Consider the following 24,048-nt stretch of genomic DNA (forward strand, 5'->3'; position numbering starts at 1 on the left):
ACCCGGAGCATCGTCAGTCGTGCAATCCCGTCACGGTACGAATGAAACGGGCGAATACGCGGCGATACCGCCATGGGGGCGCTACGCAGCCCGTGATCACCGCTTCGGAATAGGCATCCATCCGGCCGCAGTGGTGCGAGAGCTTGCCGGGATGGCACGTATCGTCTGGCATCGAGAAACGCGACGAAGCGCTGCGTCGCGAAACGCCAGCCGATATTGCGCGCTACGCCCGGATCACCGTGGCTGCTGCGCCCTTTACGCGTCCTCCGACCTGTACACCACTTCTTCGACTGCCGCAAACCCTCCCTTCTTCGCCAGCCGCTCTCAGCTCGTTGCGAATCGTTCGCGTCGACGACCCGACATTGCGCGTCCTTCTAAAGACAAGTCCGACTATGTCAATCGCCCATTCGGACGTGAATCCGGCTGATTCGTACACGTACTAATCCATTTCCACGGCAATTAGTAGGCGTTCTATTTAAATCAGGCCCCTGCTTCCCGAAAATTGACCCTGTCGAGTCGGCCGCAACGTTTCGCAAGCATTCGTCCTTCATCGCGCGAGGCTCGGATCGCACCGTTGCAGCGCATCCGGTCGACCGGCACCCCAGGCAGCGTCTCCTTCCCCGGTGGCATTTCCCATGCAGTGGAAACAGCGGCCGCGCTCCGCTACGGCCGAGCGTGCGGTTTCGCGTCGCGATCGGAACGACGGGCGTCCCTTTAAATCAGAACGGCAGCAGAAGGGTATATGGATATGTCATTCGAACCACGGCACGCGCACGCAGCGCGTACCGCCGGCGGCCTGATCGCGCGCATTGCTGACGTCGCCCTGATCTCGTCCGGCGCGCTGGCCGCCGCGCTCGTGTTGCCTGGCACGGACGTCGATCGGTCGTCCGAACTGGCCGCCGTCGCCTGCGCGGCAACCTTTGCGCTGATGCTGTTTCCCGCATTCCGCCTCTACCACTCGCCGGCCCGTACCCCCGCGCATCGCACCGCACTGCTGACCGCGTTCGCCTGGCTGATCGCGCAGGCCGGCGCGGCACTCGTGATGTTGGTGCTCGCGCCGACCCTGGCCATTGCGCTGCCCTGGTACCTGCTCTGGACGGCGATGAGCGGCATCGCACTTGTCGCATCGCGCGTCGTCGCCGGCACGACGCTCGAACGGATCGGCCGCCCGCAGGAAAGCGAGCGCCTCGTCGCGATCGTCGGCACCGGCGCCCATCGCGACGCCGTCCTCGACCGCATTGCCAGCGCGCCGTCGGCCGGATTCCGCACGGCCGCGATGTTCGACATCGCCATCGCCAACCCGACGAGCCCCGACGGCATGCCGCGCTTTTGCGATCTCGATACGTTCGCCCGGCATGTCCGCACGCACGCGATTCCCGAAGTCTGGCTCGCGCTGCCGATCGGCGAGGCGCGCATCGTGATGGCCGTGCTCGACGCGTTCCGCGACGATCTCGTCAACATCCGCTTCATGCCCGACGTCAGCAAGCTCGCGATGTTCGACGGCGAGATGATCGACCTCGTCGGCGCACCGGCGATCAACCTGGTCGCGTCGCCGCTGTCGTCGCGCGCGCTGCTGCACAAGGCGATCTTCGATCGCGTGTTCGCGGCCACCGTCCTCGTCGGCCTGGCGCCGCTGCTGCTCGCGATCGCGGCGGCGGTCCGGCTGTCGTCGAGCGGCCCCGTGCTGTTCCGCCAGCAGCGCAAGGGCGCGGACGGCCAGGCATTCACGATCTTCAAGTTCCGCACGATGCGGCTGCACGACGCGGGCGGCGAAGTGCACCAGGCGACGCGCGACGATCCGCGCATCACACGGGTCGGCGCGTTCCTGCGCCGCACGAGCCTCGACGAGCTGCCGCAGTTCCTCAACGTGCTGCGCGGCGAGATGTCGGTCGTCGGCCCGCGCCCGCACGCGCTCGAACACGACGACCTCTACCGGAAGATCGTCGACGGCTACATCCACCGCTACCGCGTCAAGCCCGGCATCACCGGATGGGCCCAGATCAACGGCCTGCGCGGCGAAACCGACCGCGTCGAAAAAATGCAGCGCCGCGTCGAAGCCGATCTTCATTACCTGCGCAACTGGTCGTTCGCCCTCGACATGCGCATCGTCCTGGCCACCGCCCTGCGCGGCTGGGCCCACCGCAACGCGTACTGATACGCACGCGGCACCGCCATCGTGCGTCGCCGCATCACGATAAGGATGACTGATGAAATCCGCCATGATCGAGCGGGCCGGAACCGCACGTCCCTACCGCGTGCGCACGCTGCTGGCCGCAACGGTCAGCGTCGCGCTGTCGGCCTGTGCATTCGCACCCGGCATGCAGATGAGCGCACCGCCCGCCACCACCGACGGCCAGTTTGCCGGACACGCGAACGCCAGCGCGAGTGCCCTGCCGTTCCGGATCACGACGATCGACGCCAGCCTGATCCGCCAGCTCGACACGCAGGCCGCGCAGCAGCCGAACCTGCCGTCCGGCCCGCTGGCAGCCACGCTCGGCGCTTACCGCCTCGGCCCCGGCGACGTGCTGCAGATCACCGTCTGGGATCACCCCGAACTCGCTGCCGCGCAAGGCGCCGCGCAGCAGAACGCACCGCGCACGGCCGACCCGGTTGCCGGCTTCGTCGTCGATCCGCACGGCAACCTGGCGTTCCCGTTTGCCGGCAGCGTGCCGGTCGCGGGTCTGACGGCCGACGCCGCGCAGGCGCGCCTCGCCGCCGCGCTGTCGCGTGTCTATCGCAATCCGCAAGTGACGCTGCGCGTCGCGTCGTTCCGCTCGCAGCAGGTCTATATCGACGGCGAAGTCCGCACGCCGGGCGCACAGCCCGTCAACGACGTGCCGATGACGCTCTACGAAGCGCTCGGCCGCGCGGGCGGGCTCGGCACGGCCGCCGACCAGAGCCGCATGACGCTCGTGCGCGACGGCGTGTCCTATCCGCTCGACCTGACGCGCATGCTGCGCGACGGCCGCAATCCGGCCGACGTCGTACTGTCGGCCGGCGACCTGCTGCACGTACCGGCACGCAGTGATTACGGCGTGTACGTGATGGGCGAAGTGAACAAGCCGTCGCTCGCGGTGCCGCTGCGCGACGGCCGGCTGACGCTGTCCGACGCACTGTCGCAGGCCGGCAGCGTGAACGCGAATACCGCCGACGCCGCGCAGATGTTCGTGATCCGCGGCTCGCAGACGGGCGACCCGCAAGTGTTCCACCTCGACGCGCGCTCGCCGGTGTCGATGGTGCTCGCGAACGAGTTCGCGCTGCAGCCGAAGGACATCGTCTACGTCGACGGCAACGGCCTGGTGCGTTTCAGCCGCGTGCTGAGCCTGCTGCTGCCCGGCGTCAACACCAGCGCCACCGCGGCGCTCGCCGTCAAATGAGCGCCATCGCCACGCTGCTCGTCGTGTGCGTCGGCAACGTCTGCCGCAGCCCGATGGCGCAGGCGCTGCTCGGCGCGCGCCTGCCCGGCGTCGACGTGCGGTCGGCCGGCATCGGCGCGCTCGACGGCCAGCCGGCCGACCCGCTTGCCATCGACCTGATGCGCGAGCGCGGCCTCGACCTCGCCCCGCACCGCGCGCGCCAGGTGTCGTCGCGGCACATCACGCGCGCCGACCTGATCCTGACGATGGACCTCGAGCAGAAGCGCTGGCTCGAGCGCCGCCACCCGTTCCTGTGCGGCCGCGTGTTCCGCCTCGGCGCCGCCGCGCATGGCTTCGACATCCCCGACCCCTATCTCGGCCCGCGCGCGTCGTTCGAACACAGCCTGCGGCTCATCGAGCGCGGTGTCGACGCGTGGTGCGCGCGCATCGCGCCGGCCGCTTCCTCCCCCACCCCGCTTTCCGGACCGAATCGATGACCTCACCCGTTTCCCGCGAACGATCGCACGATCGCGGCGCCGAACTCGACCTCGCCGGCGTCGTCGACGTGCTCGCCGCCCAGCGCTGGCTGATCGCGCTGACCACCGCCGCCTGCGTCGGCGCCGGCACGCTGTACGCGTTCCTCGCCCCGCCGCAATACCAGGCCGACATCCTGCTCCAGGTCGAGGACAGCGGCGACACGTCCTCCGCGAAAAGCATGCTCGGCGACGTGTCGTCGCTGTTCGACATCAAGTCGAGTGCCGCGGCCGAAGCGCAGATTCTCGCGTCGCGGCTCGTCGTCACGCGCGCCGTCGACGAGCTGCGCAGCTACATCGTCGCGCAGCCGAAGCGCTTTCCGCTGGTCGGCGATTTCGTGTCGCGCTTCAACACCGGCCTCGCGCACCCCGGCCTCCTCGGTTTCGGCGGCTATGCATGGGGCGAGGAAGCGATCGTGGCCGCCCGCTTCGATGTCCCCCGGGCACTCGAAGGCGAGCGCTTCGAACTGACGCGGCTCGACGGCCAGCGCTACCGGCTGACCGGATCCGCGCTGCCGTCGGCCGTCACCGGCCACATCGGGCGCCTGGAAATGTTCCCGACCGCGAGCGGCCCGATCGCACTCGATATCGCGCACATCGACGCGAATCCGTCCACCCGCTTCACGCTCGTGCGCGAATCGCGCGCCGAGACGATCGACGCGCTGCGGCGCGGCCTCGACGTGCAGGAGAAGATCAAGCAATCGGGCGTGATCGTCGCGACGCTGCGCGGCCCCGACCCGCAACGGATCCAGTCGCAGCTTCAGGCGGTCGCGAACCACTACGTGCGCCAGCACATCGAGCGCAAGTCCGCCGACGCGGCGCAATCGCTCGCGTTCCTCAACGCGCAGCTGCCGGTGCTCAAGCGCCAGCTGCAGGAAGCGGAACAGCGCTACACCGACATGCGCAACGCGAACGGCACGATCGACCTGACCGAGGAAGCGAAGCTGATCCTGCAGCAGACGGCCGACGCGACCACGCGCCGCCTCGAACTGCAGCAAAAGCGCGACGAAATGGCCACGCGCTTCGCGCCGGGCCACCCCGACATGGTCGCGCTCGACGCGCAGATCGCCACGCTCGGCCGCGAGCAACGCGGCTTCGAGCATCAGGTGCGACGGCTGCCCGACCTGCAGCAGGACGCCGTACGGCTGATGCTCGACGTGAAGGTCGACACCGATCTCTACACGGCGCTGCTCGCGAACACGCAGCAGCTCGAACTGGTCAAGGCCGGCAAGACCGGCAGCGTGCGGCTCGTCGATACGGCAATCGTGCCCGAGGATCCCGTGCGCCCGAAGCGGCCCGTCGTGATCGCGGCAGCCGCGCTGATCGGGCTCGCGCTCGGCATCGCGCTCGCCTTCGCGCGCGACTTCCTGTTCGGCGGCGTCCGCCACGCGGACGAGATCGAGCGGCATCTCGACATCGACGTCTACGCGACGATTCCGGACTCGGCGGCGCAGCGGCAAATGGCGCGGCGCATCGCGCAGCACGCACCGGGGCCGAACCTGCTGAGCGCGCGGCACCCGCACGATCCGGCCGTGGAAAGCCTGCGGAGCCTGCGCACGGCGCTGCGCTTCGCGATGCAGGGCGCGCGCAACAACGTGCTGCTGCTGACCGGTCCCGCGCCGGGTGCGGGCAAATCGTTCGTCGCGGCGAACTTCGCGGCGCTGCTCGCGGCCAACGGCGAGCGCGTGCTGCTCGTCGACGGCGACCTGCGCAAGGGTCATCTGCACGAATCGCTCGGTGTCCCGCGCGAGCGCGGCTTCGCCGAGTTGCTGTCGGGCACGGCCGCGCCGGTCGACGTGATCCACCGCGACGTGGTGCCGCGCCTCGATTTCATCCCGACGGGCGCCGTGCCCGCGCATCCTTCCGAACTGCTTGCCGACGAACGCGTCGCCGCACTGCTCGACGCGCTGTCCATCGGCTACGACACCGTCGTGATCGACGCCGCGCCGATTCTCGCGGTGACCGACGCGGTCACGCTCGGCCATCACGCCGGCACCGTGCTGCTTACGGCGCGTGCCGCGACGACACGCGTTGCCGAGCTGGACGAAGCGATGCGGCGCCTCGCGCACAACGGTGTCGCCACGAGCGGCGTTCTGCTCAACGGCGTCGATCCGCACGTCGGCCGATACGGTTCGCGCTACGGCGCCTATCGCTATACGCAGTACCGTTACGCGCCATCGCGTTGCGGACTGGCATCGTCGGTCGGCCGAAGGCTGCGCGCGCTCGTGTCCCGCCGCCGGGGAGCGCCGCGATGAGCGATTCCCGTCACCTCGAACGCGTCGCGATACGCGATGCCGCGCCGGCGGGCACGTCCGCCACGACCGAAATGCGCGCCGGCCCCGCGCCGGCCCGTGCGGGACGCCTGCGGATCGCGCTCATCGTCGAAGCCGCGGGCGGCGGCGTGGCCGTCCATCTCGCCGACTTGATCGACGGACTGAGCGCAACCGACGGCATCGAACTGCACCTGATCGTGCCGCACGGCCCACGTTTCGACGCAACGATCCTCGATGCACGCGTGCTGTCCCGCTGCGCGAGCGTGCAGGCGGTGCCGATGCGGCGCGCGGTTGGCTGGCGCGACGCGCTCGCGGTCGCCGATGTCTATCGCCACCTGCTGCGCATCCGCCCCGACATCGTGCACAGCCACAGCTCGAAAGCCGGCGCGATTGCACGCCTGTGCGTCGGGCCGTGGCGGCAGGTATACACGCCGCATGCGGTCTATACGCTGAACCCGACGCTGGGCAACCGCCAGCGCCGTTTCTACGGAACCATCGAGCATCTGCTCGGCCGCCTGTGCACGCACCGGATCGTCGCCGTGTCGTACGACGAGGCCCGACATCTGAACGAAGCGCTCGGCATTCCGGCCGCGCGGATCAAGACGATCGTCAATGGCGTCCGATCGCCCGCGCTGATACCGCGCGAAGCGGCAAGGCGCGCGCTCGGCATCGCACGCGATGCATGCGTCGTCGGTTTCGTCGGGCGCTTCGATCATCAGAAGGGCATCGACCGTCTCGTGCGGATCGCGCGCGGCGTGTATCGCCAATGCGGCCGCACGGTGCAGATCGTCGCGATCGGCTCGGGCGACTTCATCACGGCCGCCGGCAACGAGGCCGACGATCTGCCGCCGAATCTTCACGTCGTCGGCCGCGTGAACCATGCGAGCCGCTATTTCTCCGCGTTCGACCTGTTCGCGTTGCCGAGCCGCTACGAAGGCTTTCCCTACGTATGCCTCGAAGCGATGGCGGCCTGCGTGCCGATCGTCGCCACGCAGGTGTCCGGCGCGACCGAGCTGATCGCCACGCATGACATCGGCGTCGTGGTGCCGAACGAAGACGACACGACGCGTTTCGCCCGCGCGGTCGTCGCGCTCGCGAACGATCCAGCTACACGCGACGCGATGCGTGCGAACTGCGTGGCGGCCTTCGAGCACTTCTCGGCCGAAACCATGGTCGCACACACGCTCGACCTCTATCACACCCTTTCCGGACGAGGCCCGGCATGACTGCTCCCATTCACGTCGCGCTGCTGCATGCCTACAGCGCCCGCAATTCCGGTGACGGCCTGCTGGTCGACCTGTCCGTCGGCCTGCTCCGTGAAGCCTTCGGCGATGCCGTCCGCGTGTCGATCGTCGCGGCCGATCCGGCTTCGTTTCCGTCTTACGACGACGTATGCGGGGCGCCTGTGCTCGCCGAACGCGGCAAGAGCCGGCTCGTCGGCGCCGCCGCTGCCGCACTGCCCGTTCGCATGAACCGCAGGTTGAACGCACTGCGCGACCTGCTCGACGAAGCCGACCTGATCGTCGGTGTGGGCGGCGGCTATCTGCGCGCACGCACGGCCATCGAAGCGCTCAAGCTCGAAGCCGGCCACCTGCTGCAAATGCGGGCCGCGCGCGCTTCCGGCAAGCCCGCCGTCTATCTGCCGCAAAGCATCGGCCCGGTGCTGTCCTCGCGCGCGGTCGGCATGCACCTTCAGTCGCTGCTCGGCGCGTTCGATACGGTATTCGTGCGTGACGACCGTTCCGCCGCGTTTCTCGCCGCGAATCCGAATGCGCGGCGCGCGCCCGATCTCGCGGTGCTCGACTTCGGGCATCGCAGCGAGTCCATCCTTCGGCATGCCGCGCCGACGAGCGACACCGCCCGCCACGTCGCGTTCGTGCTGCGCCGCGCGCCGGCCTGGAGCGCGAAGCGACGCGCACGCTATGACGCGTCGATCGCGCGGCTGGTCGAGCAGGTGCGCGCGACGTGCCGGGTCAGCTTTGCGGTGCAAAGCACCGGGCGTGGCAACGACGATCCCGCGTACTACCGCAGTCTCGGCATTCGGGAACCGCTGACGCCGCTCAAGACGCTCCTCGAAACCGACCGGCCGGACATCACGGTGTCGGTCCGCCTGCACGGCGCGCTCGAATCGATCCTGCATGGCGTACCCGCGTTCCACGTCAGCTACGAGCGCAAGGGCTTCGGCGCGTATGCGGACATGAAGCTCGGCGACTGGGTCGTCAACGGTGCGGATTTCGATCCGGCGCAGGTCTGCCGGACGATCCTCGCCCCCGGCGCTACCCAGGCGTTCTGGAACGCCGCGCAGGGCGGCTTTACGCGCATCCGTGCCGCACGCGCACGCGTGATCGACACGCTGCGCGCCGCCCGTCGTGCCGATTCCGGCTCCGACGTCGAAACGAATGCCGGAGCCGACGTAAAAGCGACAGCAGCCGTCGACGAGGTCACGCCATGCTGACGCGCCTGCTCCTGCGCGGCCTGGCGCTCGCCCTGAAATTCGCGCTCGCGATCATCGTCGCGCGCACGCTCGGCTTCGACGCGGTCGCCGCATACGGGCTCGCGGTCGCCGCAACCGTGATCGCATCGAAACTGCTCGGCCTCGGCTTCAGCCCCGAACTCAACCGGCGGCTCAGCGAAGCTGATCCGTCGCCAGCGTTCGGCGCAATGCACACCCTTTGCCTCGCGTACGGCGGGCTCTACCTGCTGCTCATTGCGACGCTCGCCATTGCGACGGCCAACGGCGACGCCGGCCTGCTCGCCCGCTTCGGCCTGTCGACGCGGCTCGCGTGGTGCGTGCTGCTCGTTGCGCTGTCCGAGCATGCGGCATTCGAGGCGAACGGCTGGCTGTTCTCGCTGCATCGACCGCGCGCCGGCTCGCTGCTGCTGTTCGTCCGCACGGGCGCGTGGGCCGGCCTCGCGTGCGCGGGGCTGCTCGTCGGTGCGCTGCATTCGATCGAGGCCGTCCTGGCCCTGTGGTCCGCGGCCAATACGTGCGTCGTCGCGCTTTCGTGGTGGCGTATCCGCGCGGTTGCGCGCCACGCGCACGGCAGCCCGCAGGCGGCTCGCGCATCGGCCGCGCGCGAGCGCGGTGTGCTGTCGGTCTGGTGGCACGGGTTGCCGTTCTACGTGGCCGGCATTGTCCTCGCGTCGCTGCAATACGCGGAGCGGTTCATCGGCGGCGGCCACCTGGACGCCGATGCACTCGGCCGGTACGTGTTCGCGTGGTCGATCGCCAACGCGATCCAGGCACTCGCTTTCTCGACCGTCGTCGTGACGGCCGGCCCGCGCTTCGTGCGCGTGCTGTCCGACGCGCCGCACACCTTCGCCCGGCTTGCCGTGCGCGCGACGATCGCCAGCGTGGCCGTCACCTCGATCGCGGCGGCGGCGGTCCTTGTGCTGCATCGCGACCTGCTCGCGCTCGCGCACGAGCCCGCTGGCCCAGGCCAGTTCGCATTGCTCGCGACACTGCTCGTGTCGTTCGTGCTGCGCGGCGCAGCAGACGTGCTGTGGACGGCCGCGATCGCGCTGCGCACCGGCTTCGCCGTGATGGTGTCGATGATCGCGCTCGCGCTGTCGTACTTGCCGCTTGCGTGGAGCCTGATCGTTCACGCGGGCGCGATGGGGGCGGCCATCGCCCATCTGGCGGCAAGCGTCGGCATCGTCGTCACGCTGGCACTGATCGTCGCGCGCACCGGCCGGTCGCGCATGGACGCAAGCATGGAGGCTGCCCCGCATGCTGCGTAACCTGATAGCCGGTGGGCCGGCACTGAGCCGAGGCGTCACGCGCGCGGTCGGCGCGATGATCGTGTCCGTCTACTGGATCGTCTACGCGAAGGCCGGCACGTTCCTGCCCGAGTTCGTGTTCCGCGACGCGGAGAAGATCCAGAGCCAGATCGGCGGCGGGAGCACTTACGAGGGCACGTCGTTCGATGCGGTCGCGAAGTTCTATGCACTGCTCGGCCCCACGGGCACGTCGCTGTTCGTTGCCGCGATCGGTACGGCGTTCATCTGGCGGATCGTCGGCGAAGGCCGCCGCGTCGGGTCGCTGGCCGCGACCGTCGTGCTGCTGGTGCCGTGCGTGTTCTTCAACCTGTTCGTCGCGAGCAAGGACACGCTGGTCGTGCTGATCGCGCTCGTGCTGGCCGGCACCATGCGGCGCCGCTCGAGCGCGTGGACCTTCGTGGCCGTCGTTGCGCTCTACGCCGGCTACGCGGCCGTCGTGCGCAGCTACTTCGCATTGATTCTCGCGATCGCGCTGGCCGCGTTCCTGTTCCGGCACGTGTCATGGCGCGGCAAGACGTTGCTGATCGGCGCGGGTGCGATCACGCTGTTCCTGCTGCCGCCGGACGTGTACTACCTGCTCCAGCATCCTCGCGACATGGCGGCCGACTATCTCGCCTACGGTTCGCCGTTCGGCGCGCGCACGAGCTTCTACAACCCGGTCGCGCCCGATTCATTCATCGCCTTTTGCGCGAACTATGCGTATGCGGTGCTGCGGTTGAATCTGCCGCTGCTGTTCGATGTGGGCCCCAAGGAATTCGCGATGCAACTGTTCGTGTGGATCGCGCTGGCTGCCGTGTGGCGTCGTGCGCGGCATCGCACGCATCCGGCCCGCGACCTGCTTGCCTGCGTCGTCATCGGTCACGTTGCCGTATCGATGCTGTTCGAACCGGATCTCGGCAGCTATACGCGCCACCTGTCGAGCGTCGCGTTGCTGTGCGCGCTTCAGTTCGCGGGATTCGATTCGCGTGCCGGTCGACGCCGGCCGGAGCGCGACGCAGCGGCGAACGGCATACGACAACCGAACGCACCTGCCGCGCCAACTCTCGCCCGCCTGCCGCACATGGACACCCCCCGCTGAACCCGACATGCAGACCTTCCCCCTCCATTCCGGCATCTTCCGGAACCTCCAATGCGCGCGCGCGTTTGCAGCGCTCGCCGTCGTCGGGTATCACATGGGCGTGCTTCCGTTCGGACAAGCCGGTGTCGACGTCTTCTTCGTGATCAGCGGCTTCATCATGTCCGTCGTCACGCCGCGCGAGGGGCGCGACTTCCTGCGCAAGCGCCTGATCCGGATCGTGCCGCTCTACTGGCTGACCACGCTGGGCGTGTTCGCGATCGCGGTCGTGAAGCCGCAATGGCTGAATTCGACGACGGCCAGCGTCGACTATCTCGTCAAGTCGCTGCTGTTCGTGCCGTACGTGAAGGAGAACGGACATTGGGGGCCGCTGAACCTCAATGGCTGGACGCTCGAATACGAGATGCTGTTCTATCTCGTCATCGCGGGGTCGATGTGGCTCGTCAGCGTTCGTCATGCAACGGCGTTCGCGGCGTTCGCGCTTGCGCTGTTCTGCGCGTACGTGGCCGCCGGCGGCCCGGCGGGCGAAGTCGTCGCTCATCTCGGCCAGCCGTTCGTGCTCGAATTCGGGCTCGGTGTGCTCGCCTGCCGCGTGCTGGAAACCGGCATCGCCAGGCGCCTTCCAGGCTTCGCCTGGCTCGCGGCTGCCGCAGCCGCGCTTGCTGCGATACCGCTCGCCGCCAACCTGTCCGGGACGCTGGCCGGTTTTGAACGTGTTTTCTGGTGGGGCGTGCCGGCCTGCGTACTGATCGTCGCCGCGGCCGCGCTCGATCTGAGGGGCTGGACAATCGGAAGCCCGACGCTCGCCCGGCTCGGCGATGCGAGCTATTCGATCTATCTGCTGCATCCGTACGTGATCGGCGCTGCGAACAAGATCGTCGACGCGCGTCTCGATACCGGCACGGGGTCGGGCACGGCGGCCGTGCTCGCGACGCTGGCCGCCGTCTGTGCATGCGGCTATGCCTGTCACGCGTGGATCGAGCGGCCGATGCTTGCTGCCATAAAGAACGGGTAGTCGTGGAAGCGCCGTGCGTCGGCGTCTTGAGCTCAGTTGCGATTGACGCGAAAACCTGACGCGAATGAATGATGGGAACAAGTCATTCGTACTTGTTCCGTCGCTGGGCCGACGGTTTGATTGGCGTCAACATCGGCCGCATCGACCGCTCGGCGACGAAGAGCCGCATCGCATTCACGAACCGCTATGGCCCGAATTGCGACGCACTTGTCGCTGTCAACCAGGAAACGCCAAGCGATAATCGCGTGCCGGTAAAAAAGATGGGCATCTTGAAGAAGACGCCGATCGATCAACAAAAATAAGACAAGTAACGGCGGATAAATATGTGAGTTAGTACGTGTACTAAATACACCGTCTCACCGCCCCAATATCATCACTTCTGCAAACAACCGGCTCCTCAATCCCGGCATCGACGCAGAGGATGGCAGTTTCCATCTCGTCCACCCCGAGCCGCTTCGCGACGGTAAATCCACTCGTGCGTGCTTCGCCGTACCGGGTACCACGGGTAGCCCGGACGTCACGGCCAGCCTCGGTCGAGGTGCGATTCGACCCCAGGTTCGATTCTGGTGGCGGCACATTCAACGACCGGCTTGTGAAGACAAGTGGCGGCACTGAGCCAGCCAGGCTCGCGCTCCAGGACCGCACACGCGGCCCCGATCAATGACATGAGGACCTCGACTTCCGATCATGAACAATCTCGCCAAATTCAGCCTGATGCTCCTGGCATCGATCCTGCCGTTCAGTGCGCATGCAGCAAGTGATTGCACAGCAGACACGACCGACGGCAAGGACTATTACATCGTCCACGTCAGCGGATTCAATCCGCCCCCTTTCAGCCCGAGCGCCGTTCCGATCGGCGGCATCATCTACGAGGCGAAAGGTGTTCGACTCAAATTTGCTAACGCGAAATTCCCGGATTCACCGACCACGCGTTGCAAGCGGCCAATCAACAACTATGCGAGTGGTGTCGGCACCGTGGGCGCGAACAATATTTATCCGACAAACATACCCAATGTCGGAATACGAATCCTCGACCCCAATCGGATGGTCCCCTATCCATTTGCCGACCCAGGTGTTTGGTGGAATGTCGCTTCGTGGAGTACGGACTATGTGCCGATCATACAATTGATCAAGACAGGAAACATCACGGAAGGCGGTGTATTGAGCGGCGCCTACGCGGAATATCGCTACCGCGGCTCCGATGGCCAGACGATGGTCTCATTCCAATACGCCAACCCTGTCCTCGTCACGCCCAAGGTTCCAACCTGCAACGTCACGACACCGGCCATCTCCGTTCCGATGGGGACGACGCTCGCCACAAAGACCTTCACCGGAGTCGGCTCGACGGCGCCTGCCCAGCATTTCTCGATCAACCTGGCCTGTTCGGGCGGCGATGCGGGGACGGCAGTCAACATCTATGCCACGTTGACCGACGTCACCACACCCGCCAACCGGTCCTCGATGCTTTCGTTGTCGTCCACGTCAACGGCAACCGGCGTAGGCATCCAGATCCTGAAGGATGACACCGTGCTGAGCTACGGCCCGGACTCCTCGGCCCTCGACAACCCCAATCGATGGTTCGCCGGCAAGGTCAGGCAAGGCGAAACCGGTCTGACCATCCCGCTGCAGGCGCGCTACGTGCAAACCGAATCCGAGATCACGCCCGGGTCGGCCAATGCCAATGCTTCGTTCACGATGAGCTATCAATGACAGGCAAAGCTCCCGCGTTCGATTTCCACGGTAAATCGAAGCGGGGAACTTGCAGCCCTGGCCCTCACACTTCAATCGAAATCGACTCCATTCAAATCGAACTATTTTTTCAAACAAGGAAAAACAAAATGCTAAAGATCGGTGTTTCAGTCATGGGCCTGATGATTGGCACAATCTTGCCAGCAACAGTTTGGTCCAAGTCTGACTGCTGGATTCGGTACGAAACTTCTACCGCGGTCTACACAAAACCGGCAGTTTCCACGATACCTGCGGTATCGCCACCGAGTTTCAGCCCGTCCGTGCCAGTCGGCACGGTACTGATTCGAGAGTCGCTGAAATCGACTTCGCCTCTCTTCTTGCTTCGTTGCGACAACGGCCTTATTAACACCCACTACACGCGATCGGGTGCGCAAGGCACCTTCAACACCTGGCCAACCGGCATCGATGGAATCGGTGTGCGAATGAAGTGGATGGGCGGCGGTGGGAAGGACGTATGGTGGCCCATCTCGTTCGAACTGGGCACGCTAAAGGAGGCCTCCTATGGGGGCGATCGCGAGTTGGTTATCGAATTCGTCAAAACGGGGCCCATCACCGCTGGTGGAAAGATCACTGGGGAGATAGGCGGCGCATGGGCGCGCAACGATGAGTTCCAGTACATGTCATTCCAGGTCGCCGGCGGTGGAATCGCCATCACGCCTCGGGTACCAACCTGCAAGGTCCGGCAGACGTCGATCAACGTGCCGCTTGGCAACGTTTCTGCCAACCTGACCATGCCGAACATCGGCGATACGTCAGACGCAAAGCCTTTCAAGATCGTGCTGGATTGCGACGGCGGCGAAGAAGGCAGCATCACGAAAACGTTCATGACGCTGACCGACGTGAATGACAGCGCGAACATGGGAGATACGCTAACGTTGTCGCCCGAGTCGACCGCGAAAGGTGTTGGCGTGCAAATCCTGAACGACTCGGGCGTCGTGTCGTACGGCCCCGACAGTAGCGCGACCGGCAATACCAACCAGTTCTCAACCGGCACGACCAAGAACGGCGTGCTCGAGATTCCGCTGAGCGCGCGCTACGTGCGCACCGGTACGTTGATCGGTGGCACCGTGAACGCGCGTGCGTCGTTCACGATGAGCTATCAATGACAGGCAAAGCGATTAAGGGAGCCGGTTCCCACTCGGCACGCGGGCGAACGCAGCGACCCACGGAGCGGCTCGACACCACCATCCGTGACGCGCAACCGCTCAACACACCAAATGAACGAGGTTACGATCCCATGAACCAGAACCGAAAGAGATCCGTCGCGACCAGCGCGGGATTAGGCTTGGCTGTGTTGCTGAGTGCGATGGCACCTGGCGACGCGTCAGCTCTCGAATGCCGGACGCTTGCCGGTGAAAAACTCCCCTTAATCATGAAGGTCTCGTCCTTTTCTCCGCCACCGTTCAGTCCATCGGTACCCGTCGGAACCGTGCTACACAGCGAGAAAGTCAATGTGAAGCCGCCCAACGGCAAACCTACGCAAATCGTATGCGACAAATACTTCCGCACCTTCAGTCAAGGGGGCAACAAGGTCACCGGCCCGGATAACACGTGGCCAAGTCCGGTCGCCGGCATTGGTATTCGTATGCGCGTCGACGGCTCCGATCAGTGGTGGCCCCGAACGTCGACGGTATATCAAAACACGCTAAACGTCGGATCCTTTTCTTTCATTATCGAGTTCGTCAAGACGGGGCCGATTACTGCCGGTGGATCGATTTCGGGCGAACTCGTCGGCTCTTGGATTGACACCGTCCAGTATGCGTCCTACGTCATCGATAGCCCAGCCGAAATCAAGCCGATGGTGCCGACCTGCAAGGTCCGGCAAACGACGCTCAGCGTGCCGCTGGGCGACATCGCGGCCAACCGTGTCATGCCTAACGTTGGCGATACGTCGGAGGCCAAGCCCTTCAAGATCGTGCTGGATTGCAGCGGCGGCGAAGTCGGCAGCATCACGAAAACGTTCATGACGCTGACCGACGTGAACGACAATGCGAACATCGGAAGCACGCTGACACTGTCGCCCGAATCGAGCGCGAAGGGTGTCGGCGTGCAGATCCTGAAGGGCTCGAAAGTCGTCTCGTACGGCCCGGACAGCAGCGAGACCGGCAACACCAACCAGTTCTCCACCGGCACGACCAAGAACGGCGTGCTCGAGATTCCGTTGAGCGCGCGCTATGTGCGTACCGGCATGATGATCGGCGGCACCGTGAACGCGCGTGCGTCGTTCACGATGAGCTATCAGTAAGTAAAGACAAACGGCGCGCCCTTGGCGCCCGTTTCATACGCTCGGCCGCATTCATCGGCCGACAATCGAGCAGCATCGATCCGCGTTCCGGCATGGTGAAACGGTGGCCCCGAAACGACGCCACCTCTCTCCGCCTCCCCTTCCGACTCACCGCGCGTCAACGCATCGCATACACGACGCGTCGCCCCGGCAATCCATCCGGTCAAATTTACATTCATTTATTTCGCAATACATATCGATATCCCAATACCGGAGGGTGACGTATCACGACTACGCCCACCCGATCGAGTCCGCGTCGCGAAAGCAAGATCTGCCCGACCGCGCGCGAATCGTCAAATCTGGCTAACAGTCTGAAAAGGACAGGCGTGTCCCTCACTAATTTTCATTAATTCGTACGTGTACTAGTAGTTATTGGACCTTATTCGATCTCGTCCAATTTTCTCGAATCCCCTGAATTTCGATAATTGACACCGAAATGTAAAGCACTGCTCTCCTGCAAAACCGGCGGGCGCCGCCTCTACTTTTCACCCTGTCAATCTATCGTTTGAGATCGAGAACATGAAAATCGCAACGCGCACTAAAGTCCTTTCGACGCTTCTGGCTGTGGCGGGCCTCGGCCTGGTATCGGCCGCCCATGCATCGGACGGCACGATCACGTTCACCGGCAACATCACTGCCGCAACCTGCAAGATCGACGGCACCGACGCAGGCCAAACGTCGAACAAGTCGGTGGCGATGCCGACGGTCAGCACGGGCTCGCTGAATGCAGCGGGGGCCGTCGCGGGCCGCACCGCGTTCGGCTTCAAGCTGAGCGGCTGTGCCGTGGATACCGAAACGAGCAAGGGTAACCCGACGAAGGTCCGTGTCGCATTCGAAACCGCGACGAACGTCACCGCCGACGGCAAGCTGTCGCTCGACAAGGGCACGGCGGAAGCACCGGAAGCCGGCAACGTCGTGCTGCAGGTCCTCAACGACCAGCAAGCACCGATCAAGGTCGGCGCGAACGCGAACGACCAGAACTCGCAGGTCGTGACGATCGGCGCAGACGGCTCCGCGCAGATGAACTTCTTCGCGGAATACCTGGCGACCGGCGCCGCAACGGGCGGTTCGGCGAACTCGAAGGTCCAGTACTCGGTGGTCTACGAGTAAGCGCTTGACGAGGCCCGCCGCCCGGCGGGTCTCGTTCTTCGTTCGCCCCTCCCTAAAACGAAAAAAGGCCGCCATGAAACTCATCCAATCGCTCCAATCCATTGCGCTGATCTCTACGCTGATCGCCTCGCAAGCCTATGCGAGCGTGGTGATCTCTGGCACCCGCGTCATCTTCCCGGGCAACGAACGTGAAGTGACGATCAAGCTGTCGAACGACGGAAAAGCGCCCGCGCTCGTCCAGACCTGGATCGACACCGGCGATCAGAATGCATCTCCGGAAAACATCAACGTGCCGTTCACGCTCACGCCCTCGATGTTCCGGATGGAACCGAACAAGGGCCAAACGTTGCGAATGGTCTATACGAACGAGCCGCTGCCTGCCGACAAGGAATCGCTGTTCTGGCTCAACGTACTCGAAATTCCGCCGAAAGCCGATGACAGCACCGATCGCAACCAGTTGCAGATCGCATTGCGCACGCGCATCAAGGTCATGTTCCGTCCGGAAGGGCTGAAGGGCGACGCGAAAGACGCACCTGCCCAGGTCCGCTGGCAGATCGCCCCCGGCAAACAGGGCGCCTACGTCCTGAAGGCCACGAATCCCACGCCGTACGTCGTCAATATCGGCAGCATCCTGCTGCACACGGGCGGGCAGAAATATGACGCCGGTGCAGGCTACGTCGTGCCCGGCGCCACCCAGGAATTTCCGGTTGCCAAGCTTAACGCGATGCCGGCTGCCGGCGCGAAAGTGCAATTCAACAGCATCAACGACTGGGGCTCGTCGACCAACAACGAACAGCCGCTGTCGGCTCAGCCGTAACACCGGTTGACTCCGCGCCCCTGATCACCGGCGAAGCGGGCACATCGTGCCCCGCTCGACAGGGGCGATCAACCCGATCGCCGATTGACCCACTTTCTTCTTCGCTCATGACGCGTGCGTTCGACATCGCGAACGTTTGCGTCGCACAAGCGTGCCTCAGCGGATACGCACACATGACCCTCAACTGGAGTGCCGGGGAATGATTTCGCCGATTGAACGTTCGAGCGCCGAGGTATCCAGCCTGCCTCGGCTCAAACCTGTCTACGCGCTGGTGCTGTCGAGTCTCGCGGCGTGGTCGGCCGAGGGCCGCGCGGATGCGCTCGAACCGCCTGCGGCCCCCATCGAGCGCATCCAGCTCGCGCAAACGGATTTCGCGCAGGCCACTTTCGACCCCGGCTTCCTGAACAACGGTAGCGGCCAGGCCGTCGACATCTCGCGCTTCTCGCGCGGCAACGTCGTGCAACCGGGCACCTACACGGTCGACCTCATCGTCGGCCAAAGCTGGAACGGCCGCTACAGCATCGCGTTCAACAGCGCGCCGGGCACACCCGACGCGCAGCCCTGCTTCGACGAGAAGCTGCTGCGCCGGATCGGTGTCGATTTCACGAAGCTGCCGGCGGAGACGGTCGCCGCAATCGCCGTCAAGGGCGAATGCCGCCGGATCGGGCAGGTGATTCCCGAAGCCAGCGTGTCGTTCGACTTCAGCGAGCAACGCCTGACGCTCAGCATTCCGCAGGCATCGCTCGTGAACCAGGCGCGCGGCTACGTGAGTCCCGATCAATGGGATGCCGGCGTGCCCGCCGGCATGGTCGACTACAACCTGAACGTCTACAGTTCGAAAGTCCGCGACAGCCGCGCCGACACGCAGGCGTACCTGGGCCTGAACGCTGGCTTCAACGTCGGCAACTGGCATTTCCGTCATCAGGGTTCGGCTACGTGGTCGCAACGCGGCGGCAGCCAGTACCAGAACCTCTCGACCTACGTGCAGCGCGATCTGCCGAGCCTGTCGTCGCAACTGGTGCTTGGCGAGACGTACACCTCCGGCGAACTGTTCGACTCGTCGCAGTTCCGCGGTGTGCGGCTGTCCAGCGACGACCGGATGCTGCCGGATTCGCTGCGCGGCTATGCGCCGGTCGTGCGCGGCGTCGCGAACTCCAACGCGAAGGTCACGATCAGCCAGAACGGCATGACGCTCTACGAGACGACCGTCTCGCCCGGTGCGTTCGAGATCCGCGATCTCTATCCGACCGGTTACGGCGGCGATCTCCAGGTGTCCGTCACCGAAGCGGACGGCACCGTGCATACGTTCTCGGTGCCTTACGCAGCCGTTCCGCTGTCGCTGCGGCCGGGCATCCATCGCTACAGCTTCGTCGCGGGCGCGTTGCGCAACCAGCAGAACTCGAGCAACCCGCTGTTCGCGCAGGCCACCTACCAGCGCGGCCTGACCAACATGCTGACGGGCTATGGCGGTGTCACGGTTGCGGCCGGGTACGCATCCGCGATGCTCGGTGCGGCCTTCAACACGCCGATCGGTGCGGTGGGCCTCGACTTCACGCAAGCGTCCACGTCGATCCCGGGCGTCAAGCGCTTCAATGGGTCGAGCTTGCGAGTCAGCTACGCGAAATCGATCGAACCGACGGGCACCAACGTCTCGATCGCGGCCTACCGCTATTCGACGAGCGGCTACTTCAATCTGAACGACGCGATGAGCACGCGCGACGCGGTGCGAATCGGGTATCCCGTCGATACGGTCTGGCGGCAGCGCAACCGCGCGTCGCTGATGCTCAGCCAACAGCTCGGCAAAAAGGCAGGGCAGCTCAGCCTGACCGCGTCGGCCGCCAACTACTGGAATCGCCCCGGCTCCGACGTCAACTATTCGGCCGGCTACAACAACTCGTTCCGCAACATCTCGTACAGCGTGTCGGCCTCGCGTCAGCGCAGCTTCAATGGCGAGAAAAGCACGCTGTACTACGTGAGCGCGACGATTCCGTTCGGCAAGGCAAGGCCGTCGACGCTTTCGAGCAACGTGTCGCACGACACGCAGGGCCGCACGCAAGTTCAGTCGATGCTCAACGGTTCGCTCGGCACCGACAACGACCTGTCCTACGGGCTCGCCGCGAACCACACGAGCGGCAATGGCGGGTCGAGCACCGAAGGTAGCGGCAACCTCACGTATCGCGCCCGCTTTGCCGAGCTCAACCTCAGCGCAGGCGGCAGCTCGAACTACCAGCAAGGCTCGATCAACATTCGCGGCGCGGCGGTTGCCCACCCGGGCGGCGTCACGCTGTCGCAGCCGCTGTCGGAAACCTTCGGCATCGTCGAAGCGAAGGGGGCCGAGGGCGCGCGCGTCGCGAATGCGTCGGGCGTACGCGTCGACGGCCGCGGCTATGCGATCGTGCCGTACCTGACACCGTACAACCTGAATACGGTCGAGCTCGACCCGAAGGGCATGTCGATGGACGTCGAGCTGAAGGAAACGAGCCAGCAGGTCGCACCGCGCGCGGGCGCCGTGCCGTTCCTCAAGTTCGAGACCGATACCGGCCGCTCCGCCGTGATTCTGGCGCGCAAGTCGGACGGCACGCCGATTCCGTTCGGTGCTGCGGTCACGGACGAAGCCGGCAAGGAACTCGGCCTCGTCGGCCAGGGCAGCAAGCTGTTCGTACGCGGCCTGAAGGACAACGGCGAACTCGTCGTCAAATGGGGCAACGATGGCCGTTCGGTCTGCAAGATCGTTTACGACCTCCCGGTCAAGGCGAGCGAGCGCAAATCGACGTCGTACCGGCAGATCACCAGCGTGTGCCGCACTGGCGCGATCTGAGTCAGCGCCTTCATGTGCAGACAACGCCCGCCTTTTGGCGGGCGTTGTCGTTTCCGGGTGCCGGCCGCGTGATAACGTCACCCTGGGGCCCGCGCTTCACGCCCCCTCATTCCAAGTCAGCGCCCGAATTCCGCCAGACGATCCAGCGCTTCATCGATCCTGTTACGGAAGTCCGGCCAGTTCGCGCCGAATGCCGTCAGCCCGTCGTCACGCACCGCAATCGCCTCCATCTCCGCACAGGCGTCGCGCGCGGCGTTGTCGCCGGCGAGCGCGAAACCGCCCCGCATCGAATGCAGTTCGACTCGGATCGACGCGGTATCGCCAACGGACAATGCGGCATCGAGCACGTCGAGCGAGCGCAAGGTCGCCTCACGCAACGTTCGGCGGATTTCATCGGTCACGACCGGCGCCGCATGCCGTGCAGGCGCGCCCGTCGAACCGCTGTCGGCACTATCGCGTGCCGCGTGCTTGTGGCCATGCCGCAGCAACACCGCGTCGAGCACATCGATCGACAATGGCTTGAGCACCACTTCCGCCACGCCCACCTGCGCACAGCGGCGACGATCTTCATCGGTCGCATGCGCGGTCATCGCGATCACCGGCACCTTTGCACCCTGTTCGCGCAGGAAATTCGCCAATGCGAAACCGTCGAGCTGCGGCATGCTCAGGTCGGTCAGCACGACGTCGAACGTGTGCGCGAAATACGCACGCATCGCTTCCATCCCGTTCTCGACGATCATCGCGTCGTGGCCGAGCGCATCGAGCTGATCGCGCAGCAGCGCGCGGCTGGCCGGGTGATCCTCGGCGACCAGCACGCGTAGCGACGGCACGTCATCGCGTTGCTGATGCGCTTGAGCAACGTGCGCCGCATCCGGTTCGGGTTCGGCGCCCAGCCAGCCGCCCGGCGCGTCGGGCAACGGCAACGTGGCCACGAACGTCGAGCCCTCGCCGGCCCGGCTCTCGACCGTCAGCTCGCCGTGCATCAGCCGCGCAATGCGGCGGCACAGCGGCAAGCCGAGCCCGGTGCCGCCGAAGCGGCGATAGATCGATGCATCGGCCTGCATGTACACGTCGAACAGCGTCGGCAACGCGTCCTCGGGAATGCCTACGCCCGTGTCGCGCACGGCAATCTCGACGCAACCGGCGCTCGCGCCGCCACGCGCCAGCCGTGCGTCGATCGAAATGCCACCATGCTCCGTGAACTTGATCGCATTGCCGACGAGGTTCGACACGAGTTGACGCAGCCGCGTCGGATCGCCGACGTAGCCATTGGCCAGTTCCACCGCGACATGGCATTCGAGCGCCAGCCCCTTCGCCTCGGCAAGCGGCCGGAAAATCGCCGCAACGTCTTGCAGCACACGCCGCAGGTCGAACGCGATGTGCTCCAGCGCCATCTGGTTCGATTCCGCTTTCGACAGGTCGAGCACGTCGTTGATCACGCGCAGCAGCGCATCCGACGACGACACGATCGTCTTCAGGCGGCGCTGCTCGACCGCCGGCAATTCGGCCCGCCCCATCAGCTCCAGGTTGCCGACGATCGCATTGAGCGGCGTGCGGATCTCGTGGCTCATCGTCGCGAGGAACGTCGATTTCGCCTTGTTGGCGTCGTCTGCAGCCACGCGCGCCTCGCGCAGCTTGTCTTCGGTCAGCTTGCGGGCCGTCACGTCGGTCAGCGTGCACAGCAGCACGTCGACGCCCCGGAACTTGGTACGGACGATATGTGCCGCGAGGTAAGTCGTGTCCTGACCGGGGCGCTCGACAGCCAGCTCCTGCTGCATCACGAAACGCCGCTCCGCCGCGCCTGCCGCCTGCCGTTCGCGATACGCATGCCAGATGCGTTTGCCGAGCGGCGGCCCCGATGCGCCGTTGTCGTACGCAAGCGCGGCGTCGTTGCGCACCACCGTGTCGCCGTCGGCCGCCGACAGCAGCAGCAAGCCGGCCGGTGCCGTGCGGATCAACGTGCGGTTGAACGCCTCGCTTTCGATCAGGCGGATCGCGCGGCGGTTCGCGGGGCGAAGCGCACGGCGGTCGAATGTGACGATCGCGATCCACAGCATCGCAATGGCAAGCAGCGCGGCGGCCAGCGTCACGCTCACGCCAACGGCAGTCGCCCTTGCCACGCTTCGCCACGAGAACGTCGTCAACACGGTGAGGCTGGAATCAGCCGACCGGTCGCTGATCACGAACCGCGTGCCGATCCGGCGCACGGCGACATGCCGAACGGCCGATATACGCGCGTCGTTCAGGACGCGCTCGATCATCGCCGGATCGCGCTGTCGCCCGAACACTACCGCACCGCGCGCGTCCACGACCGCGACATCCTCGTCGTCGGATTGCGGCGTCATGATGTCGTCGAGACGGAACTGGCCGTTGAAGACGAGCCAGCCGAACGGGCGGCCGGACGCGTCGTCGAGCCGGCGCCCGAACCGCACGACGGTGCGACCGACGATCGGATCGTAGCGACGGTCGATCATGTACTGGCCGACGTCCAGACCGAGCTTCTGCTTCGTCGCGCCGGTCGGCATCAGGCGGGCGGTCAACGCGTGCAGGTCGGTATCGGGCGGCAACGACCGTGCGTGCGCAACGAGCCCGACACCCAGCACGCCGAGAAACGTCCCGTCGAGCCCGATCAGGTAGCCGCCGAGCGGCTCGGCGTTTGCCGGGCGCGGCGGAAGTAACGAACGGCCCGAGCCGCTGTCGAATTGCGGAAGCATCGCCCCGAGATATCCCGCATACGACTCGGCCGGCCGGGCCGCCGTGACTTCCGCGATCGCGAACAGGCGGTCCCCACGACCGAGATTGCCGGCGGTCAACCGGCCGTGTGCCGCCGAGAAGGCCTGGAGTGCATCGGGCGGCGGCTGTGCCCCCTGGCTCCAAAGTTGTTCCGCCCTGGGCCCGAAGGTCGCCAGCATCCCGTCCACCGCCTTCTGGTTCGCGTAGAACTCGGCCTCGCGCAGCAGAAACGTCGACCGCGCCTGCCCCAGGCTGTCCTGCACCTCGAGCCGGATGACCAGCGCCGCGCAGACCAGGATGAATGCGGTGACCGCACCGCCGCCGCCGTACAGCAACACCTGCTGCTGCCAGCGCACGCGACCCGGATCGAACGGCTTGCGGCCCACCGCCGCCGCGTGCGCGAGAAGTCGTTTCAGTTTTGCGGGCATGGATCGTTATCGGTGGCGCCGGACAGGGTGGTCACGCGCCGTACGCATGCATCCGGCGCGCCGCTCGGCCGGATCGC

17 protein-coding genes are annotated in these 24,048 nt (G+C 65.7%); 16 read left to right on the plus strand and 1 reads right to left on the minus strand.

From position 1 onward, the window contains the following. Nucleotides 1-742 precede the first annotated feature (742 nt). From CFB43_RS30970 to CFB43_RS31045, 16 genes are all read left to right on the plus strand, one after another. Nucleotides 743-2,155 (plus strand): undecaprenyl-phosphate glucose phosphotransferase, encoded by a 1,413-nt coding sequence (locus CFB43_RS30970; protein ID WP_089497884.1) that lies wholly within the window; start codon nucleotides 743-745, stop codon nucleotides 2,153-2,155. A 52-nt stretch (nucleotides 2,156-2,207) separates the two neighbouring features. Then, entirely contained in the window at nucleotides 2,208-3,377 is a 1,170-nt protein-coding gene (locus CFB43_RS30975; protein WP_089497885.1) for a polysaccharide biosynthesis/export family protein, read from the plus strand. After that, nucleotides 3,374-3,853 carry a low molecular weight protein-tyrosine-phosphatase gene (locus tag CFB43_RS30980; protein ID WP_089497886.1) on the plus strand — a complete coding sequence of 160 codons (480 nt, stop codon included), beginning with the start codon at nucleotides 3,374-3,376 and terminating at the stop codon, nucleotides 3,851-3,853. Before CFB43_RS30975 ends, CFB43_RS30980 begins: the two co-directional genes overlap by 4 nt. Beyond that, nucleotides 3,850-6,144, plus strand: a complete 2,295-nt coding sequence (locus CFB43_RS30985; RefSeq protein WP_089497887.1) for a polysaccharide biosynthesis tyrosine autokinase — start codon at nucleotides 3,850-3,852, stop codon at nucleotides 6,142-6,144. The genes CFB43_RS30980 and CFB43_RS30985 overlap by 4 nt, the downstream gene beginning before the upstream one ends. After that, a complete protein-coding gene (locus tag CFB43_RS30990) occupies nucleotides 6,141-7,388 on the plus strand; it encodes a glycosyltransferase family 4 protein (RefSeq protein WP_089497888.1) in 1,248 nt (415 codons plus the stop codon). The genes CFB43_RS30985 and CFB43_RS30990 overlap by 4 nt, the downstream gene beginning before the upstream one ends. Beyond that, nucleotides 7,385-8,617: a polysaccharide pyruvyl transferase family protein gene (locus tag CFB43_RS30995; protein WP_089497889.1), complete on the plus strand. Its 1,233-nt coding sequence runs from the start codon at nucleotides 7,385-7,387 to the stop codon at nucleotides 8,615-8,617. Before CFB43_RS30990 ends, CFB43_RS30995 begins: the two co-directional genes overlap by 4 nt. After that, the gene (locus CFB43_RS31000; RefSeq protein WP_089497890.1) at nucleotides 8,611-9,903 is read left to right on the plus strand and encodes an oligosaccharide flippase family protein; all 1,293 of its coding nucleotides are present in this window, start codon (nucleotides 8,611-8,613) and stop codon (nucleotides 9,901-9,903) included. Before CFB43_RS30995 ends, CFB43_RS31000 begins: the two co-directional genes overlap by 7 nt. Next, nucleotides 9,893-11,020 (plus strand): hypothetical protein, encoded by a 1,128-nt coding sequence (locus tag CFB43_RS31005; protein WP_089497891.1) that lies wholly within the window; start codon nucleotides 9,893-9,895, stop codon nucleotides 11,018-11,020. Before CFB43_RS31000 ends, CFB43_RS31005 begins: the two co-directional genes overlap by 11 nt. Before the next feature lie 7 nt (nucleotides 11,021-11,027). Further along, the gene (locus CFB43_RS31010) at nucleotides 11,028-12,032 is read left to right on the plus strand and encodes an acyltransferase family protein (RefSeq protein ID WP_089497892.1); all 1,005 of its coding nucleotides are present in this window, start codon (nucleotides 11,028-11,030) and stop codon (nucleotides 12,030-12,032) included. Between the two features lie 68 nt (nucleotides 12,033-12,100). Beyond that, a complete protein-coding gene (locus CFB43_RS31015; RefSeq protein ID WP_144023137.1) occupies nucleotides 12,101-12,334 on the plus strand; it encodes a hypothetical protein in 234 nt (77 codons plus the stop codon). A 385-nt stretch (nucleotides 12,335-12,719) separates the two neighbouring features. After that, nucleotides 12,720-13,742, plus strand: a complete 1,023-nt coding sequence (locus CFB43_RS31020; protein ID WP_089497894.1) for a fimbrial protein — start codon at nucleotides 12,720-12,722, stop codon at nucleotides 13,740-13,742. Further along, a complete protein-coding gene (locus CFB43_RS31025; RefSeq protein ID WP_089497895.1) occupies nucleotides 13,739-14,887 on the plus strand; it encodes a fimbrial protein in 1,149 nt (382 codons plus the stop codon). Before CFB43_RS31020 ends, CFB43_RS31025 begins: the two co-directional genes overlap by 4 nt. Before the next feature lie 131 nt (nucleotides 14,888-15,018). Next, nucleotides 15,019-16,026 carry a fimbrial protein gene (locus CFB43_RS31030; protein ID WP_179254928.1) on the plus strand — a complete coding sequence of 336 codons (1,008 nt, stop codon included), beginning with the start codon at nucleotides 15,019-15,021 and terminating at the stop codon, nucleotides 16,024-16,026. Nucleotides 16,027-16,584: 558 nt separating this feature from the next. Further along, nucleotides 16,585-17,175, plus strand: coding sequence for a fimbrial protein (locus tag CFB43_RS31035; RefSeq protein ID WP_089497897.1), 591 nt, complete (start codon nucleotides 16,585-16,587; stop codon nucleotides 17,173-17,175). A gap of 73 nt (nucleotides 17,176-17,248) precedes the next feature. Beyond that, nucleotides 17,249-17,992 carry a fimbrial biogenesis chaperone gene (locus CFB43_RS31040; protein ID WP_089497898.1) on the plus strand — a complete coding sequence of 248 codons (744 nt, stop codon included), beginning with the start codon at nucleotides 17,249-17,251 and terminating at the stop codon, nucleotides 17,990-17,992. 199 nt (nucleotides 17,993-18,191) lie between these two features. Beyond that, on the plus strand, nucleotides 18,192-20,810 hold the full coding sequence (locus CFB43_RS31045; RefSeq protein ID WP_089497899.1) for a fimbria/pilus outer membrane usher protein: 2,619 nt from the start codon (nucleotides 18,192-18,194) through the stop codon (nucleotides 20,808-20,810). A gap of 116 nt (nucleotides 20,811-20,926) precedes the next feature. On the opposite strand, the gene CFB43_RS31050 is transcribed toward CFB43_RS31045, so the two are convergent. After that, nucleotides 20,927-23,971, minus strand: coding sequence for a hybrid sensor histidine kinase/response regulator (locus tag CFB43_RS31050; protein WP_089497900.1), 3,045 nt, complete (start codon nucleotides 23,969-23,971; stop codon nucleotides 20,927-20,929). Nucleotides 23,972-24,048: the final 77 nt, after the last annotated feature.

This window comes from Burkholderia sp. AU15512 (genome assembly GCF_002223325.1).
GTDB lineage: Bacteria > Pseudomonadota > Gammaproteobacteria > Burkholderiales > Burkholderiaceae > Burkholderia.